The sequence below is a fragment of the Streptomyces sp. NPDC057617 genome (assembly GCF_042800555.1).
In the GTDB taxonomy this organism is placed as follows: Bacteria; Actinomycetota; Actinomycetes; order Streptomycetales; family Streptomycetaceae; genus Streptomyces.
Genome location: NZ_JBHVGV010000006.1, coordinates 493,588 through 509,578 on the forward strand (window position 1 = coordinate 493,588; position 15,991 = coordinate 509,578).

General features: G+C 70.1%; 13 protein-coding genes and 2 rRNA genes. 6 read left to right on the top strand and 9 right to left on the bottom strand.

Annotated features, from left to right (window positions below; translation table 11 throughout):
- Window positions 1-12 precede the first annotated feature (12 nt).
- On the top strand, window positions 13-1,209 hold the full coding sequence (locus tag ACFU9P_RS18450) for a winged helix-turn-helix domain-containing protein (RefSeq protein ID WP_384081798.1): 1,197 nt from the start codon (window positions 13-15) through the stop codon (window positions 1,207-1,209).
- A 27-nt stretch (window positions 1,210-1,236) separates the two neighbouring features.
- Here ACFU9P_RS18450 and ACFU9P_RS18455 read toward each other — a convergent pair whose 3' ends face one another.
- The 7 genes from ACFU9P_RS18455 to mtnA form a co-directional block, all read right to left on the bottom strand.
- Window positions 1,237-1,998, bottom strand: coding sequence for a response regulator (locus ACFU9P_RS18455; protein WP_376374302.1), 762 nt, complete (start codon window positions 1,996-1,998; stop codon window positions 1,237-1,239).
- 268 nt (window positions 1,999-2,266) lie between these two features.
- Window positions 2,267-2,956 carry a ribosome hibernation-promoting factor, HPF/YfiA family gene (hpf, locus tag ACFU9P_RS18460; protein WP_376374305.1) on the bottom strand — a complete coding sequence of 230 codons (690 nt, stop codon included), beginning with the start codon at window positions 2,954-2,956 and terminating at the stop codon, window positions 2,267-2,269.
- 312 nt (window positions 2,957-3,268) lie between these two features.
- On the bottom strand, window positions 3,269-3,991 hold the full coding sequence (locus ACFU9P_RS18465; protein WP_376374307.1) for a ComF family protein: 723 nt from the start codon (window positions 3,989-3,991) through the stop codon (window positions 3,269-3,271).
- Window positions 3,992-4,153: 162 nt separating this feature from the next.
- Entirely contained in the window at window positions 4,154-6,007 is a 1,854-nt protein-coding gene (locus ACFU9P_RS18470; protein ID WP_384081803.1) for an LpqB family beta-propeller domain-containing protein, read from the bottom strand.
- Window positions 5,997-8,066, bottom strand: a complete 2,070-nt coding sequence (gene mtrB / locus ACFU9P_RS18475) for an MtrAB system histidine kinase MtrB (protein ID WP_384081806.1) — start codon at window positions 8,064-8,066, stop codon at window positions 5,997-5,999. The genes ACFU9P_RS18470 and mtrB overlap by 11 nt, the downstream gene beginning before the upstream one ends.
- 1 nt (window position 8,067) lies before the next feature.
- Entirely contained in the window at window positions 8,068-8,745 is a 678-nt protein-coding gene (mtrA, locus tag ACFU9P_RS18480; RefSeq protein ID WP_009333493.1) for a two-component system response regulator MtrA, read from the bottom strand.
- A 7-nt stretch (window positions 8,746-8,752) separates the two neighbouring features.
- Complete coding sequence (gene mtnA, locus ACFU9P_RS18485; protein ID WP_384081809.1) at window positions 8,753-9,907, bottom strand: S-methyl-5-thioribose-1-phosphate isomerase; 1,155 nt, start codon at window positions 9,905-9,907, stop codon at window positions 8,753-8,755.
- Between the two features lie 194 nt (window positions 9,908-10,101).
- On the opposite strand from mtnA, the gene ACFU9P_RS18490 reads away from it, so the two are divergent.
- From ACFU9P_RS18490 to ACFU9P_RS18510, 5 genes are read left to right on the top strand one after another with little or no spacing between them, the layout of a single operon-like run.
- The gene (locus ACFU9P_RS18490; protein WP_384081812.1) at window positions 10,102-11,328 is read left to right on the top strand and encodes a glycerophosphoryl diester phosphodiesterase membrane domain-containing protein; all 1,227 of its coding nucleotides are present in this window, start codon (window positions 10,102-10,104) and stop codon (window positions 11,326-11,328) included.
- A gap of 4 nt (window positions 11,329-11,332) precedes the next feature.
- Window positions 11,333-12,025, top strand: coding sequence for a DUF4129 domain-containing protein (locus ACFU9P_RS18495; RefSeq protein ID WP_384081815.1), 693 nt, complete (start codon window positions 11,333-11,335; stop codon window positions 12,023-12,025).
- Window positions 12,022-13,263, top strand: coding sequence for a DUF4350 domain-containing protein (locus tag ACFU9P_RS18500; RefSeq protein ID WP_384081818.1), 1,242 nt, complete (start codon window positions 12,022-12,024; stop codon window positions 13,261-13,263). Before ACFU9P_RS18495 ends, ACFU9P_RS18500 begins: the two co-directional genes overlap by 4 nt.
- The gene (locus ACFU9P_RS18505) at window positions 13,260-14,252 is read left to right on the top strand and encodes an AAA family ATPase (protein ID WP_384081821.1); all 993 of its coding nucleotides are present in this window, start codon (window positions 13,260-13,262) and stop codon (window positions 14,250-14,252) included. The genes ACFU9P_RS18500 and ACFU9P_RS18505 overlap by 4 nt, the downstream gene beginning before the upstream one ends.
- An 11-nt stretch (window positions 14,253-14,263) precedes the next feature.
- Window positions 14,264-15,574 carry a DUF58 domain-containing protein gene (locus tag ACFU9P_RS18510; protein WP_384081824.1) on the top strand — a complete coding sequence of 437 codons (1,311 nt, stop codon included), beginning with the start codon at window positions 14,264-14,266 and terminating at the stop codon, window positions 15,572-15,574.
- A gap of 120 nt (window positions 15,575-15,694) precedes the next feature.
- On the opposite strand, the gene rrf is transcribed toward ACFU9P_RS18510, so the two are convergent.
- Window positions 15,695-15,811, bottom strand: a 5S ribosomal RNA gene (gene rrf / locus ACFU9P_RS18515).
- 80 nt (window positions 15,812-15,891) lie between these two features.
- Window positions 15,892-15,991, bottom strand: a 23S ribosomal RNA gene (locus tag ACFU9P_RS18520); the annotation flags it as partial.

The following is a 15,991-nucleotide window of genomic DNA, read 5'->3' on the forward strand; positions in this document are numbered from 1 at the left end:
ATCGTGCGGACCATGACGACTGCGCCGCCGCCCGCCGCCGAACTGTCCGCCGACGAGGCCCGCCGGATAGCCCTGCACGCCCAGGGATTCCTCGGGGTGCCCGACCGGCGCGGCGGCGTCCGGGGCGTGCTGCGCCATCTCGGAGCCGTCCAGCTCGACACGATCTCGGTGCTGGCCCGGTCGCACGAACTGATTCCTTACGCGCGGCTGGGCGCCGTTGGCCGCAAGACCGTCGAGGACGCCTACTGGACGCCCGCGCCCCTCGGCGCGTCGTCACCGCGCCCCCACGCCTTCGAGTACTGGTCCCATGCCGCGTGCATCCTGCCCATCGAGGAGTGGCCGCACTTCGCCTTCCGCCGCCGTGCCTACCGCGCCCGCCCGCACTGGTACCACGACCTGCGGGACGGCGCGTACGAAGCGGTGATCAAGCAGTTGCGCACGGAGGGCCCGCTGACCGCCACTGAGCTGGGCGGCGCCAAGAACGGCGGGCCGTGGTGGGACTGGTCGGAGGCGAAGGTCGCCGTCGAGCGCGCGCTGATGTACGGCGAGGTCGTGTGCACCGGGCGGCGTAGCTGGAAGCGGGTGTACGACCTGGCGGAGCGCGCCGTCCCCGGCGAGTTCCTCCATGACGATCTGGACGACCGGGAGTGTCTGCGCCGGCTCGTCCGGCTCGCGGGCCGGTCCCTCGGTGTCGGCACCCGAGCCGATATCGCGGACTACCACCGCCTCAAGGGCGAGCAGTTCGACGCGGTGGTGGAGGACTCGGGGCTGGTGCCGGTGACGGTCGAGGGATGGGGGAAGCCCGCCTGGGCCGATCCCGAGGCGCTGACGACCGCCCCGCGCGGACGGCACCGTACGACGCTGCTGTCGCCGTTCGACTCCCTCATCTGGGAGCGGGCGCGTACGGAGCGGATCTTCGGCTTCACCCACCGGCTGGAGGCATACGTCCCCAAGCCCAAGCGGGTGTACGGCTATTTCGCGATGCCGCTGCTGTCCGGCGGCAGACTGCTGGGCCGGGTCGACCCGGCGCGCGAGGGAAAGACGCTGGTGGCCAAGCAGGTGTCCCTGGAGACCCGCAAGGCCGTGCTGCCGATGGCCCGGGCGCTGCGGGAGGCGGCGGAGTGGGTCGGCTGCTCGGACGTACGGGTCGAGCGCGTCGACGCACCGGAGTTGCGGGGGCCGCTGGCCGAGGCGCTCACCGACCTCTGAGGCCCTCTGAGGCCTCTGACAGCTGGCTCAGCGGATCTCCAGGATCTTCTCGCGCATCGCGTAGACCACGGCCTCCATCCTGGAGTGGAGCTGCAGCTTCTCCAGGATATTGCGGACATGGTTCTTCACGGTGTTCTCGGAGATGAACAACTCCTTGGCAATATCACGGTTGTTCATTCCCGTGGCGACCAGTTTGAGGACTTCGAGTTCACGGTCCGTCAGACGTGGCGCGGGCACCAGTCTGCGCTCGTCGGTGCGCTGAATCATCGACTTGAACTCGGTCAGCAGCTTGGACGCCATGGACGGACTGATCTGTGACTGCCCGTCGGCCACGGCGCGGATCGCGGTGGCCACTTCATCGGTGGAGATCTCCTTGAGGAGATAGCCGGTCGCGCCCGCTTTGATCGCGTCGTAGAGGTCGGCCTCCTCGTCGCTGATCGTCAGCATGATGATCTTGGCACTGGGGGCCACCTCCTTGATGGAGGTGCAGGCCTCGATACCGCCGCGCCTGGGCATCCGTACGTCCATCAGCACGATGTCGGGCAGCAGATCGGCGGCCTTGTCCACGGCCTCCGCGCCGTCGCCCGCCTCACCGATGACCTGGATGTCCTCCTCCTGGGCGAGGACGATCTCCAGTCCGCGGCGGAAGAGGGCATGGTCGTCCACGACCAGGACCCGGATCGGCTCCTTGCGGGAGCCGTCCCGGTCCGTGTCCGCGTCGGACCGGGCGCCGCCGACCGTGTCGTCGGCATCGTCCGCGCTGTGCACCGGTCCGAAGCTGTCCGCCATCGTTCCTCCCCCTGAAGGCCAGTGGCCCGAGTTCATGAGAGCCGGCCAACCGCAGTTCGCAGACCACTTGTTGGCTTGCGACGCCATGATTTCATGCCTGGATGACAGTGCGGTGATCCTTCCGGCCGGGCGCCGGTGCCCCTGAGGCGCGGGGGGCGCTCAGGGGCACCACGGGAGCACGGATCCCTGCGGGAGTCCCAGCCGGTTTCCGGCCCTTCGTTTCCGGCCTTCCGCGGGCCCTTGTGCCCGCGGTCCGCCGGCCGGTGGCTCAGCCGCCGAGGGCGCCGCCCGCACCCCCCGTCTCCGAGCCGGCGAACGGGTCCGTCCTGAGGTGGATCACTCCGTAGTCATAAGCATGGCGCCGGTAGACGACGCTGGGTTCCTTGGTGTCGGAATCGACGAAGAGATAGAAATCGTGCCCGACCAGCTCCATCTCGTAGAGAGCCTGATCGAGCGTCATGGGCGCGGCCACATGGTTCTTCTCCCGGACCACCAGCGGCCCGTCGCCCTGCACTTCGAGCGTGCCGATCCTGGTGGTGGGGACGGCCTGTGCGGCCTCTTCCCGCGCGGTCTGGCCGTTCGCGTTCAACCGAGCCACATCAGGAACGACTTCGACGACCTCGGCGGCCGAAAGCCGCCCGTTGCCACGCCGGTTGTGGCGCTTCTCGTGCTGCTTGCGCAGCCGGGCCTCCAGCTTTCCGGTGGCCAGATCGAGCGCCGCGTACGGATCGGCGGCGGCCGCCTCCGCACGGATCACGGGGCCACGGGAGTGGAGCGTGATCTCCACCCGGTCGCACCGGTCGGCCTGCCGCGGGTTGTGCTCCTTGGACACCTCGACGTCGAGGCTGATCACCTTGCCGTCGAGCTTCTGGATCTTCTCCAGCTTCAGCTTCTCGGCCACGTGCTTGCGGAACCGCTCGGGCACCTCGGTCTTGCGGCCCTTGACGACGATGTCCACGCAGAACTCCGTTCCCGGATCACTCCGCCTCGCTGCGGAGTTACTCCCTGTTGCACCAGACCCCAGTAGTCACCGGAGCCTCGGACTTGGCGACTTTCACCTCCTCCTCCCCCATCGGCAAGATCCCCACCCCAGAAGTTGCGAGGTTCTGAAAACGCCGAAGCAGACCAGTGCATTCAGTGAGCGATGGCTTCCGCCATTCCTCATAACCGAACATAGCCCTCTCGGACGGGTGTCGGCACCCGCTACCGCCATATACCTCTGTTCGGCCCTGCTTCTTCCCCGTTCACCTGCGAAGATGCAAGATCTCGATCAGTTCCGGTTTATTTCGAAAGAGAGGGGCGGCGCGGCCACAACTGCCGCGCTCACCTGTGCGAATCCAGAAATGCCGGGCCGCTTTATGGCACGCAGTGCCCTCGCCGCCTCGACGAGCGAAGAACCGGTGGTCATGAGATCGTCCACCAGCACTACCCGGCCGCCCTCCAGCAGCCGCGCACCGCCGCTCGCCACCTCCAGCGCTCCCGAGAGATTCGCCCGCCGCTGGCGGGCACCGAGCCCCGCCTGGTCGGCCACCGCCCGCCGCTGCCGCAGCACCGGCAGCACCCGGCACGCCCGGCCCGTACGCCTCAGCTCACCAGCAGCGGCCAGGGCTATCCGGCGCGTCGCGTCATGTCCCCGCGCTCCGACCGCCCGCCGCGAGGACGGCACCGGTACGAGGAGCAGCGGCCCCACGCCCGTACCGGCCGGCGCGACGTCCCGTACCGCCCCGGCCAGGGCCCGGCCCAGCGGCCCCGCGAGCCCGAGCGCGCCCCGTTCCTTGTGGGCCAGCAGCACGGACCGTACGGCGTCCTCGTACGGCGCCGCCGCGTACACCGCGGGCAGCCCCACCGGCTCGGGAACCGGCCGCACCCGGCAGGGCCATGTGCCGTACAGCGCCCGGCCGCAGTCCTCGCACAACGGTGTCCTGGGGCTGCCGCAGCCGCCACAGGCGACCGGCAGCACCAGCCCTGTGATCTCTCTCCACCACCCCCGCATGGGAGCCACTGTGCCAATGTCGGGAGCCGCGGGCCACCCCTGTGGACAACTGGTTCCGGTAAAGCTCCAGCCATGGGTCATATGCCTCCGGCCAAGGCACCCGGTGCGCGTCGGCCGGGCGCGGCGGCCTCTCCCCAGGCCACGGCCGTATCGCGCACGGGATCAACCGGGATAGACCGGCGACGAGCCGTCCTCGACCATCGTCTGCCAGTTCGCCCCCATGGGGAGCCGTACGATCCCCGCGTCCTGCGAATCGGCCACCAGCGGCTGCTGGTCGTCGTCGGCCGCCGCGATCGCCGTCACCGGGGACAGCCCCGGCAGCACACCCGCGGCCGAGGTCGACCCGTCGGTCTGTATGTAGCGCACCTGCTCCACCCCGCCGGACTCCTTGCCGACCACCACCAGCCGGCTCGGCCCGGCCCAGGACACCGCGGTCACCGACTCCATCTGCGGGGCCGCGGGCTGGAGCCCCAGTACGGACACCTCGGCCTTGGCCCCGGAACCGTGCCGCTCCACCCGTCCGATCTGCAGGGTGGTCCGCCCGTCCTTCACCAGCAGCAGCGCGATCCGTACACCGTCCGCCGAGACCTTCAGCGCGTCGATCCGCGCGCCGTCGAGCCCGTCGACCGTGACCTCCTGCCCCGCGCCGGTGCCGTCCGCGAACCGCAGCAGACGCGGGTTGCCCGGGTCCCGGTCGGCTATCCACAGATCGCCGTGCCCGTCCCAGCTCGGTGCGGACAACCGGTCCTGCGGGCGTGCGCCCTCACTCTTCACCAGCGCGTCGCCCAGCTCGCCGTCCGAGAGTATGGACGCCACATAAAGGGACTTGGCGTCCTCCGAGACCCCCGCCGCGTGCCTCTCGTCCCGTGCCACCGCGACCGAGCCGAGTTTCAGCGCGCCATTGCCGAACGGCCCGATGACACGCGCCGGATCGGCGTTCTCGTCGGTGCCCACATGAAGCGTCGACAGCCGTCCGCCGCTGTCGATGAAGTACGGATTGTCCGGACGGCCCGTGGTCCGGTCGGGCGCGAACTCCTCGGCCTGGTCCCCGCTCAGCACACAGAGCGAGGACCCGTCCGCCAGCAGCTCGACCTGGCTGACCGGGGTCGACGTCAGGTCCCGCAGGGTGAACAGGAGCTGCGCCGCCATCTTCCGGCACTGCGTACGCCCCGCCTTGGCCGCCTTCTCGTTCAGCGGCACCTTCAGCGCGTTGCGGTCGTCGAACTCCAGTGCTCTGGTGCCCTTCTGAAGGGCCGTCCCCGGCGGGAAGGGCGATTCGACCACGGGCTTCAGCCAGTCCGTCGGCCCGTCCAGCAGCACCTTCACCGCCTGGGTGACCGGGTCCATCCGCGTCGTGGGGTCTATGCGCTGACGGATATACACCGGGTCGGCGACCAGCCAGTTCTCCCCCGCGGCGAAGTAGTACTTGTTCATGGACCGGTAGTTGCGCTGGAAGTCCGACTCACCGAGCACCAGCCCCGGCGGCAGACTGTCGATGCGCCACTCCTTGGTGTCCGCCGCGGTCTTCTCCTGCACCAGGTGGATCGCCCCGTTGTACGGCGTCGGCTCGACCGGCTGGTAGGCGTGCGCCGAGTCCACATCCGCTATCCGGTCCCCGTACAGCGGATAGGTACGACCGGGGTCCCCGGATCCGGACGGCTGCTCCTTGGATGGGCTGGGGTCGGGCGCGGCGCGCAGTACGGTCGTGCCCTCAGCCGGCTTCCAGTCCCGGGACGCCTCCTTGGTCAGATACTTCCTGGCCATCGCGAAGTCGGGATCATCGCTGGTCATGGCCTCCAGGAAGCCGTCGACGATCTCGTCCGGGCCTGCCTTCTCGCGCGGCGGCACCGCGTACACCCGCACCTGCGACTCACCGGGCGGCGATGCCCTCACCGGCTCGACGTCGCCGCTGTCCGGGATCGACGCGCACCCGGCCAGCAGCGCGGCGAGTGTGCCCAGCACCGCCGGGACCCTCACCGCGCGTCCCAGGCCGTACCGACGGCGGTCAGCGCCCACGAATCGTGTCCTCCCGCTCCGGAACCTGGTGTACGGAATCGTCGGCCTCGCCCGTGCCGCGCCCGCCGCCCGGCAGTGCCTCTTCCGCGGGCCGGGCCACCACCCGCGCTCCGCTGCCCGGCATCGCCGCCGGGTCCACCGCCGCCGCGGTACGGGGCGGCGCGGCCGGAGCCGGCACTACCGGCGCGCCGGACGGCGCGGGCCGGTCCGCGCGCTGCTGCGCGGGTACGCCCCCCAGTCGCTGCGCGCCGTCCTTGAGATCCTGCGCCCCGGCACGCTCACGGTTGCGCCGGGAATCCTCGGGCTCCAGGGGTATGGGCGAGCCGCGCAGCGCCTCGTCCGCCGTACGCGGCAGCGTCAGCCGGAACTGCGAACCGCCGCCGGGCTCGCCCCACGCCTGGAGCCAGCCGCCGTGCAGCCTCGCGTCCTCGACGGCGATCGACAGCCCGAGCCCGGTGCCTCCGGTGGTACGGGCGCGCGCCGGATCGGCCCGCCAGAACCGGTTGAACACCCGGGTCGCCTCCCCGGGCTTGAGCCCCACACCATAGTCACGCACGGCAACCGCGACAGCTCCGCCCGCGACCCCCATGCGTACGACGACATCCCGGCCCTCGCCGTGCTCGACGGCGTTGACGACCAGATTGCGCAGCACCCGCTCGACCCTGCGGGCGTCGGCCTCCGCGACAACGGGCTGCTCGTCCCCGAGGACCCGGATGCGGGTGCCCTTGCGCTCCGCCAGCGGCTCGGCCCCGCCGATCACCCGCCGTACGACCACCCGCAGATCTATCGGTTCCGCCTCCAGCGCCGCCGCGCCCGCGTCGAAGCGGCTGATCTCCAGCAGGTCCGACAGGAGCGACTCGAAGCGGTCGAGCTGATCACCGAGCAGCTCGGCCGAGCGCGCCGTCACGGGGTCGAAGTCGCCGCGCGCCTCATGGATGACATCGGCGGCCATCCGCACAGTCGTCAGCGGGGTACGCAGCTCGTGCGAGACGTCCGAGACGAACCGCCGCTGCATCCTGGACAGCTCCTCCAACTGCTGGATCTTGAGCTGGAGGTTCTGCGCCATCTTGTTGAACGCCTCACCGAGCCGGGCGATGTCGTCCTCGCCGGTGACCTTCATCCGCTCCTGGAGCCGCCCGGTGGAGAGCCGCTCGGCGATCCCCGCGGCCATCCGTACGGGCGTGACGACCTGCCGCACCACCAGCCAGGCGATGGCCCCCAGCAGCACCACGACGAACAGCCCCGCCGTGGCGAGCGTGCCCTTGACCAGGTTGAGCGACTGCTCCTCCTGTGTCAGCGGGAAGAGGTAGTACAGCTCGTACGCGTTGCCGTCGACGTCGTTCAGCCGTTTGCCGACGATCAGCCCCGGCTCCGGCTCCCGGTCCTCGGTCGCCCCGGTGTATCTGATCTGGGCGTACGTCTCGAACGGCCCGGTCCCGCGCGCGACGGCCGACCGCAGATCCGCCGGAACGCTCGCGAAGTCCACCCCGCCCGATACGCGCGGTGCCCGGCTGGTGGAGGCGGCATCCTGCTCGTCGGGGCTCAGCGCCACCACATTGAAGGCACCCGGACCGCCGCTGGCGAGCTGTTCCACCAGGTCGGAGCGCCAGTTGACGGAGTTTCTGCCCGCCTTGCCGCTCGTACCGTCGCCGTCCCTGCCACCCAGCGCCGCTGGTGCGTCGGCTTTCTCCTTCGCCACGGTGAACCCGCCGGCCGCCTGACTCTGGGCCGCCTTCTCCTTGGCTTCGAGCAGACCGTTGCGCACCTGGCCGATGACGACGAAGCCGAGCAGCAGCACCACGCCCAGCGACATCAGCAGCGTGGCCGCGACGACACGGAGCTGGATATTGCGCCGGTACAGCCGCACGGCGGGCAGCAGCGGACGCCTCACCCAGCGCACCAGCAGCCGCAGCGCCGGCCCGCCCGGTGAGCCGTCCTGAAGCAGCCGGCCGCTCTGGAAGAGCCGGCGGAACCGCGCCAGGACACGCCCAGGACCGGCAGCCCGCCCCGCACGGACCCCCGGCTCCCCGGGCTTCGGAGCAGCGCCGCCGCCGGACATGTCAGCTCGGTCCGGCCTTGTAACCGACACCGCGGACGGTCACCACGATCTCCGGACGCTCGGGGTCCTTCTCGACCTTGGAGCGCAGCCGCTGGACATGCACATTCACCAGCCGGGTGTCCGCCGCGTGCCGGTAGCCCCACACCTGCTCCAGGAGCACCTCACGCGTGAACACCTGCCACGGCTTACGGGCCAGCGCGACCAGCAGATCGAACTCGAGCGGGGTCAGCGCGATCGACTGCCCGTCCCGCTTCACCGAGTGACCCGCCACATCGATCACGAGGTCGCCTATCGCCAACTGCTCCGGCGCCGGCTCCTCGGACCTGCGCAGCCGCGCCCTGATCCGGGCCACCAGTTCCTTGGGCTTGAACGGCTTGACGATGTAGTCATCGGCCCCCGACTCCAGCCCCACCACCACATCGACCGTGTCGCTCTTGGCCGTCAGCATGACGATGGGAACCCCGGACTCGGCCCTGATGAGCCGGCACACCTCAATACCGTCCCGGCCGGGCAGCATGAGATCCAGCAGCACCAGATCCGGCTTGGCCTCCCGGAAAGCGGCAAGTGCCTTGTCACCGTCCGCTACGAACGACGGCTCAAAACCTTCTCCCCGCAGCACAATGCCCAGCATCTCGGCCAGTGCGGTGTCGTCATCGACGACAAGGACGCGTCCCTTCATATCGACATCATCCCATTAGCTCATCGTTACCTTGGCGTGACCTGACACACAGCTCCGCGATTCCGGCCCCGGTCACCGGGGACAGCGCGCCATTTTCGGTGACGATCGCCGTCACCAGTTCCGGGGGTGTGACGTCAAAAGCCGGGTTGTACGCCTGCGTTCCAAGCGGCGCCACCGGCATCCCACTCCCCGCTTCCGCTCCCGCCGCCACCTGTGGCGCCGTGACCTCTGTCACTTCGTGCCCGGGCCGCTGCTCGACCTCGATCGATGCCCCGTCCGGGGTGTCCAGGTCGATCGTGGTGGTCGGGGCGACCACAATGAACGGCACGTGGTGGTACCTGGCCAGCACGGCGAGCGGATAGCTCCCCACCTTGTTCGCCACGGAACCGTCCGCGGCGATGCGGTCGGCCCCGATCAGAACGGCGTCCACCTCGCCCGCGGCGAACAGCGAACCAGCCGCATTGTCCGTGAGCAATGTGTACGCCATCCCGTTACGAGCCGCCTCATACGCCGTCAGCCGGGCCCCCTGAAGGAGCGGACGGGTCTCGTCCACCCACAGGCGCCTCAGCCGCCCGGCCCGGTGGGCCGACAGTGCCACGGCGAACGCGGTCCCCTCCCCGCCCGAGACCAGCGCCCCGGTATTGCAGTGGGTCAGGATCCGGTGCCCGCCCCCCGGCAGCAGTTCATCGAGGAGACTAAGCCCAAACTCCGCCATCTGCGCGCTGGCCTCGGCATCTTCCCGGTGCAACCGCTTCGCTTCGGAGAGCGCCGCGGCGGCCGCCCGCTCAAGACCGGCCCCCTGATCGACCGCCGACCGGTACGCATCCTGCGCCCGCCGCACCCCGTACCCGAGGTTCACCGCGGTGGGCCGCGCCTGCGAAAGCTGCGTCGCCGCGTCTTCCACGTCGTACCCCCGCAGCGCCGCCAGCGCCACCCCGTAGGCACCCGCGATCCCCAGCAGCGGCGCCCCCCGCACCGCCAGCGTCCGGATCGCCTGTACCAGCGCGGGTACATCCGTACAGACAAGCTCGGTCTCCTCGGCCGGAAGTCTCGTCTGGTCGAGGAGTACCAGCACGGGCCCTTCCGGCGGCTCGTCCCAGCGGATCGAGGGGAGCATGGACGGCTCCGCGCCGACCGGGGTTTGTGCGTACTGATCAACCATTCGCTCAGTCTGCCCGCTACGGCGCGGACAATGAAGGCAAGCACGAACGTGAGAAGGAGATACGGCCCCCGGTCCGCCCACAGCCGTCGCGTGGCACGATGGCTGCCAGCCCGCCGCCCCGCTCCGCGGACAGGCACCGCTGACACGCCGGCTCTCCGAGCCGGTCCCGCAACCAATCCACGAGGTGGACGACCGTGAACGACACTCCGGGCTGGGCCTCGCCCGGATCCGCCCCGTCCGACGGCCAGGACCCCACCGTGCCCCGGCCCGCCGAGCCCGCCGACGGCTCCTCCTCGAAGTGGTCCGCCGCCCAGCCGCCTCCCGGCCAGTGGTCCCCGCCCAGCGCCCCCGGCACCGGGCCCCCGCCCCCGCGGCCCGCGCCGGGCCCGGGCGGCCCGCCCCAGGGCGGCGGCCCTGGTTACGGCGGTGGACCCGGCTACGGCTGGGGCCGCCCGCCCGCCGCCAAGCCGGGCGTCATCCCGCTGCGCCCGCTGGGCGTCGGCGAGATCCTCGACGGCGCCGTCTCCACGCTGCGCGCCCACTGGCGCACCGTGCTGGGCGTCACTCTCGCCGTCGCGGTCGTCTCCCAGATCGTCGACATACTCATCCAGCGGTACTTCCTCCCCGAGCCGGTGGCCCTCGATCCCGAAGCCACCCCCTCGGAAGCCCTCAGCCAGGCCGCCGACTCGGCCCAGCAGAGCCTGGTCTCCCTCATCCCGTCGCTGGCCATCACCGTGATCGGCACCCTCTTCACCACCTCGATACTCACCGTGGTGATCAGCCGCTCCGTGCTGGGGCGCCCTGTCACGCTCTCCGAGGCCTGGCGCGAGGCCCGGCCCCGGCTCCCCCAGCTCCTGGGCCTGACGCTGCTGCTCCTCCTCATGAGCAGCGCCGTCATGACGATCGGTATCGTCCCCGGCCTGCTGCTGGGCTCCGCCGGGGGATTCGCGCTCGCCATGCTCGGCGGATTCGCGGGCCTCGCCGTCATCATCTGGCTGATGGTCCGCTTCAGCCTCGCCTCGCCCGCGCTCATGCTGGAACGCCAGGGCGTCATGCCGTCCCTGCGCCGCTCGGCCAAGCTCGTGGGAGGCGCCTGGTGGCGCACCTTCGGCATCCTCCTGCTCACTCTCGTGCTGACCTTCCTCGTCACGCTGGTCATCGCGGTGCCGTTCGGCATCCTCGCCACCGCCGTGGACGGCGACGGTCTCGACGGTCTGGTCTCCGGCACCAGTACGGGCTTCGGCTGGCCCTTCCTGATCATCACCGGTATCGGCACGGTGATCGCCACCACGATCACCTATCCGATCTCCGCCGGTGTGACCGTGCTCCTCTACGTGGACCAGCGCATCCGCCGCGAGGCCCTCGACCTCGAACTGGCCCGGGCCGCGGGCGTACCGGGCTACGGCCCGTCCGGCGGCTGATGCGGTGTCCATCACGGGGGGAGCGACATCCGCGCGGCTGCTGCTGATACGCCTGAGCGACGACACACCGGTGGACACCCCTCGCGTCCCCGCCCGTGAGGCGGCGGAACGCGAACTGTCCAAGCCGATGTACCACGAGAACGACCCCAACCTTCTCCAACGCGCACTCGACCGCTTCTGGGACTGGGTCGGCGATCTTTTCGACTCCGCTTCCGGAGTCGCCCCCGGCGGCCTGCTCGGCCTGCTAGTCGTGATCCTGGTCGTACTGGCTCTCCTCGCCGCCCTGTGGTGGCGGCTCGGCACACCCCGCCGCATACCCGGCTCGGCCGGCTCACTCTTCGAGGACGGCCCGCGCAGCACCGTGGAACACCGCGCCAGCGCCGAAGCACATGCCGCCGCCAACCGCTGGAACGAGGCCGTCCAGGAACGGATGCGCGCCATCGTCCGCTCCCTGGAGGAACGAGCACTCCTCGATCCGCGCCCCGGCCGCACCGCCGACGAAGCCGCCACCGAGGCCGGGCGCGCGCTCCCCGGCCACGCGGACCGGCTCCGCGCCGCCGCGCGCGAGTTCGACGACGTCACATACGGAGGCCGCACCGCCGACCAGCGGACATATCTGCGCCTGCGTGATCTCGATCTCGATCTGGACCGCGCGAAGCCGCAGTTGAGCACCGCATCCGGAGGAACGGCCGAGTGACCTCCACCACCAGCCCGACGTCGCTCTCCCTCACCGCCGGCCAGATCTGGACCCGAACCCGCGGACTGCTCCTCGCACTCGTGCTTCTCCTGGCCGCCGGGATCGTCATCGCCGCCCTCAACTCCGGTGACCAGCACGGCCGGCTCGATCCCCGCTCCGCCGACCCGTACGGCAGCCGCGCCGCCGCCGAACTGCTCAAGGCCAACGGGGTCTCCATCGAAGTCGTCACGACATTGGACGAGGCCATGGTCGCGACCGGCCCTGACACCACGCTCCTTGTCACCAATCCAGACCTGCTGACACCCCATCAGCAAGGGCTCCTCCACGATGTGACCGCGCTCTCGGGAGGCCGCGTCGTCCACCTCGACGCCGGCCCGCCCTCGGTGGGCGTGCTTGCCCCCGGTGTCCGCACCGACACGTCCACGCCCGTCTCGGCACGGGCCCCGCAGTGCTCGCTGCCCGCCGCCGACCGCGCGGGCAAAGTCGACATCGGTGGTGACCGATACATCACCGACTCGCCCGACGCCGACGGCTGTTACCTGAGTGACGGCGTGCCGACCCTGCTCAGGATCCCGGCCACAGCGACAGACCCGGATCCGGGTCCGGACCCGGATACGCACACCGGCGACACCGTCCTGCTCGGCTCGCCTGACCTGCTCTACAACGACCGTCTCGACAAGCAGGGCAACGCCTCGCTCGCTCTTCAACTCCTCGGCTCCCGGCCTCATCTCGTCTGGTACCTCCCTTCTCTCAGCGATGCCTCTGCCTCCGACGGCAGCGGCGACAACCGGGGAAACGACAGCAGCAGCGGCTTCTTCGATCTGATCCCTTCAGGCTGGCTCTGGGGCGCCTTCCAACTCCTCCTCGCCGCGGTGCTCGCCGCCGTCTGGCGTGCCCGCAGACTGGGTCCGCTTGTGGCCGAACGACTCCCCGTCGCCATCCGGGCCTCCGAGTCCGCCGAGGGCCGTGCCCGCCTCTACCGCAAGGCGAACGCCAGGGACCATGCGGCATCCGCCCTGCGCTCGGCGGCCCGCGAGCGTCTCGCTCCTCTCCTCGGCGTCTCACCCGCCGAGGCGCACACCCCCGAAGCCCTGGTCCCTGCCGTCGCCGCGCAGCTCGCGGACACCGTCCCGGACTTGCGCACACTGCTCTTCGGCCCGGCCCCGGCCGACGACGCCGCTCTTATCCGCCTGGCGGATCGACTCGACGCCCTCGAAAGAGAGGTACGCACCTCATGAGTGCTCCGACCACACAGAACGCCGGGAACACCCAGGACACGGACAGCGCCCGCGCGTCCCTGGAGGCCCTGCGCGCCGAGATCGCGAAGGCGGTGGTCGGCCAGGACCCCGCCGTCACCGGCCTCGTCGTCGCCCTTCTCTGCCGTGGCCATGTCCTCCTCGAAGGAGTCCCCGGCGTCGCGAAGACCCTTCTCGTACGGGCACTCGCCGCTTCCCTCGAACTCGACACGAAGCGCGTCCAGTTCACCCCGGACCTGATGCCGAGCGACATCACCGGATCCCTTGTGTACGACGCCAGAACCGCCGAGTTCTCCTTCCAGCCCGGCCCCGTCTTCACCAATCTGCTGCTGGCCGACGAGATCAACCGCACGCCGCCCAAGACCCAGTCATCGCTCCTGGAGGCGATGGAGGAACGTCAGGTAACGGTCGATGGCACTCCGCGCCCGCTGCCCGATCCATTCCTTGTCGCCGCCACCCAGAACCCCGTCGAGTACGAGGGCACCTACCCCCTCCCCGAGGCCCAGCTCGACCGCTTCCTTCTCAAACTGACGGTGTCGCTGCCGTCCCGCGACGACGAGATCAGTGTCCTGACCCGCCACGCGGAAGGCTTCAACCCGCGTGACCTCAAGGCCGCGGGGGTACGGCCCGTCGCCGGGCCCGCCGACCTGGACGCCGCACGAGACGCGGTCGCCAAGACATCCGTCTCACCCGAGATAGCGGGCTACGTCGTCGATATCTGCCGTGCCACGCGTGAATCCCCCTCGCTCTCACTCGGCGTCTCCCCGCGAGGCGCCACTGCCCTGCTCTCCACCGCCCGCGCCTGGGCCTGGCTCACCGGCCGGGACTATGTCATCCCGGACGATGTGAAGGCCCTGGCTCTCCCCACGCTCCGCCATCGCGTCCAACTGCGGCCCGAGGCCGAGATGGAAGGAGTCACCGCCGACTCCGTCATCACCGCGATCCTCGCCCATGTCCCCGTTCCCCGATGAGGCGCTGACTCATGGCTCTCACCGGACGAACCGCGCTCCTAGCGGCCCTCGGCACTCTCCCCGTCGGCATCTACGCCCCCAGCTGGGCCGGGATCCTTGCCGTCAACGCCCCGCTCTCGCTAGCAATTCTGTGCGACTACGCCCTGGCCGCACCAGTGCGAACGCTCCGATTCACTCGAAGTGGTGATACGTCTGTTCGACTCGGCGAAAGCGCCGAAGTCCACCTCACCGTCACCAATCCCTCGGGCCGCCGTCTCCGCGCCCACCTGCGCGACGCCTGGCCGCCCAGCGCCTGGTTCGCCGGTACCGAACAGGCCGCGTCCCGGCACAAGCTGACCGTCCCGGCGGGTGAACGCCGCCGGCTCACCACCGCCCTGCGCCCCACCCGTCGCGGCGACCGCCGCACGGAGCGCGTCACCGTCCGCTCGTACGGACCCCTGGGCCTGGCGGCCCGCCAGGGCAACCACGACGTCCCGTGGACGGTCCGAGTACTGCCGCCCTTCACCAGCCGCAAGCACCTGCCGTCCAGGCTCGCCCGGCTGCGCGAGCTGGACGGCCGGACCAGCGTGTTGACGCGTGGCGAAGGCACCGAGTTCGACAGCCTCCGTGAGTACGTTCCCGGGGACGACACCCGATCCATCGACTGGCGGGCCACCGCGCGCCAGTCGGCGGTGGCCGTACGGACCTGGCGTCCCGAACGTGACCGGCACATCCTCGTCGTCCTCGACACCGGCCGCACATCGGCCGGCCGGGTCGGCGACGTACCCCGCCTCGACGCGGCCATGGACGCCACGCTCCTCCTCACCGCGCTCGCCTCACGAGCCGGCGACCGGGTGGACCTCCTCGCCTACGACCGACGCACACGCGCCCAGGTCCAGGGCCGCTCAGCAAGCGATGTCCTGCCTGCGATGGTCAACGCACTTGCCCCGCTCGAACCGGAGCTGGTGGAGACGGACGCTCGCGGCCTCAGCGCGGCCGCGCTGAGGAGCGCACCGCGCCGGTCGCTCATTGTTCTCCTCACCAGCCTCGACACCGCCCCGATCGAGGAGGGACTTCTTCCCGTCCTCCCTCAGCTCACCAAACGCCACACGGTCCTCGTCGCCTCTGTCGCCGATCCCCACATCGAGAGCATGAGCACGAGGCGGGGCACAGTGGACGCGGTGTACGAAGCAGCCGCCGGCACCCAGGCACAGGCTCAGCGACGTCGTACGGCGGAACAGCTACAGCGCCACGGTGTCACGGTCGTCGACGCCACTCCGGAGAAACTGGCTCCGGCTCTGGCGGATGCCTATCTCGCGCTGAAGGCTGCGGGACACCTCTGATCTACGGGCTGCCGAGTACGGCCGGTGAAAGCCGGCCAAGCATCGCATTCTTGAAATAGCCCTGAACGCAAAAATGCCCTTGTACCGGGTCCCGGTACAAGGGCATTCCTTATAAAGTTTGTTCGGCGGCGTCCTACTCTCCCACAGGGTCCCCCCTGCAGTACCATCGGCGCTGTAAGGCTTAGCTTCCGGGTTCGGAATGTAACCGGGCGTTTCCCTCACGCCATAACCACCGAAACACTTTGAAACACACAACCCACCGGATGACTACACGGCTGTTCGTGGTCTCAGAACTAACACAGTGGACGCGAGCAACTGAGGACAAGCCCTCGGCCTATTAGTACCGGTCAACTCCACCAGTCACCTGGCTTCCATATCCGGCCTATCAACCCAGTCGTCTACTGGGAGCCTTACCCC

What these genes read in the sequence shown, in the direction of transcription:
- ACFU9P_RS18450 (WP_384081798.1), top strand. Translation starts at nt 13, where the DNA reads ATGACGACTGCGCCGCCGCCCGCCGCCGAACTGTCCGCCGACGAGGCC.
- ACFU9P_RS18455 (WP_376374302.1), bottom strand. Translation starts at nt 1,998, where the DNA reads ATGGCGGACAGCTTCGGACCGGTGCACAGCGCGGACGATGCCGACGAC.
- ACFU9P_RS18465 (WP_376374307.1), bottom strand. Translation starts at nt 3,991, where the DNA reads ATGCGGGGGTGGTGGAGAGAGATCACAGGGCTGGTGCTGCCGGTCGCC.
- mtrB (WP_384081806.1), bottom strand. Translation starts at nt 8,066, where the DNA reads ATGTCCGGCGGCGGCGCTGCTCCGAAGCCCGGGGAGCCGGGGGTCCGT.
- mtrA (WP_009333493.1), bottom strand. Translation starts at nt 8,745, where the DNA reads ATGAAGGGACGCGTCCTTGTCGTCGATGACGACACCGCACTGGCCGAG.
- mtnA (WP_384081809.1), bottom strand. Translation starts at nt 9,907, where the DNA reads ATGGTTGATCAGTACGCACAAACCCCGGTCGGCGCGGAGCCGTCCATG.
- ACFU9P_RS18505 (WP_384081821.1), top strand. Translation starts at nt 13,260, where the DNA reads ATGAGTGCTCCGACCACACAGAACGCCGGGAACACCCAGGACACGGAC.
- ACFU9P_RS18510 (WP_384081824.1), top strand. Translation starts at nt 14,264, where the DNA reads ATGGCTCTCACCGGACGAACCGCGCTCCTAGCGGCCCTCGGCACTCTC.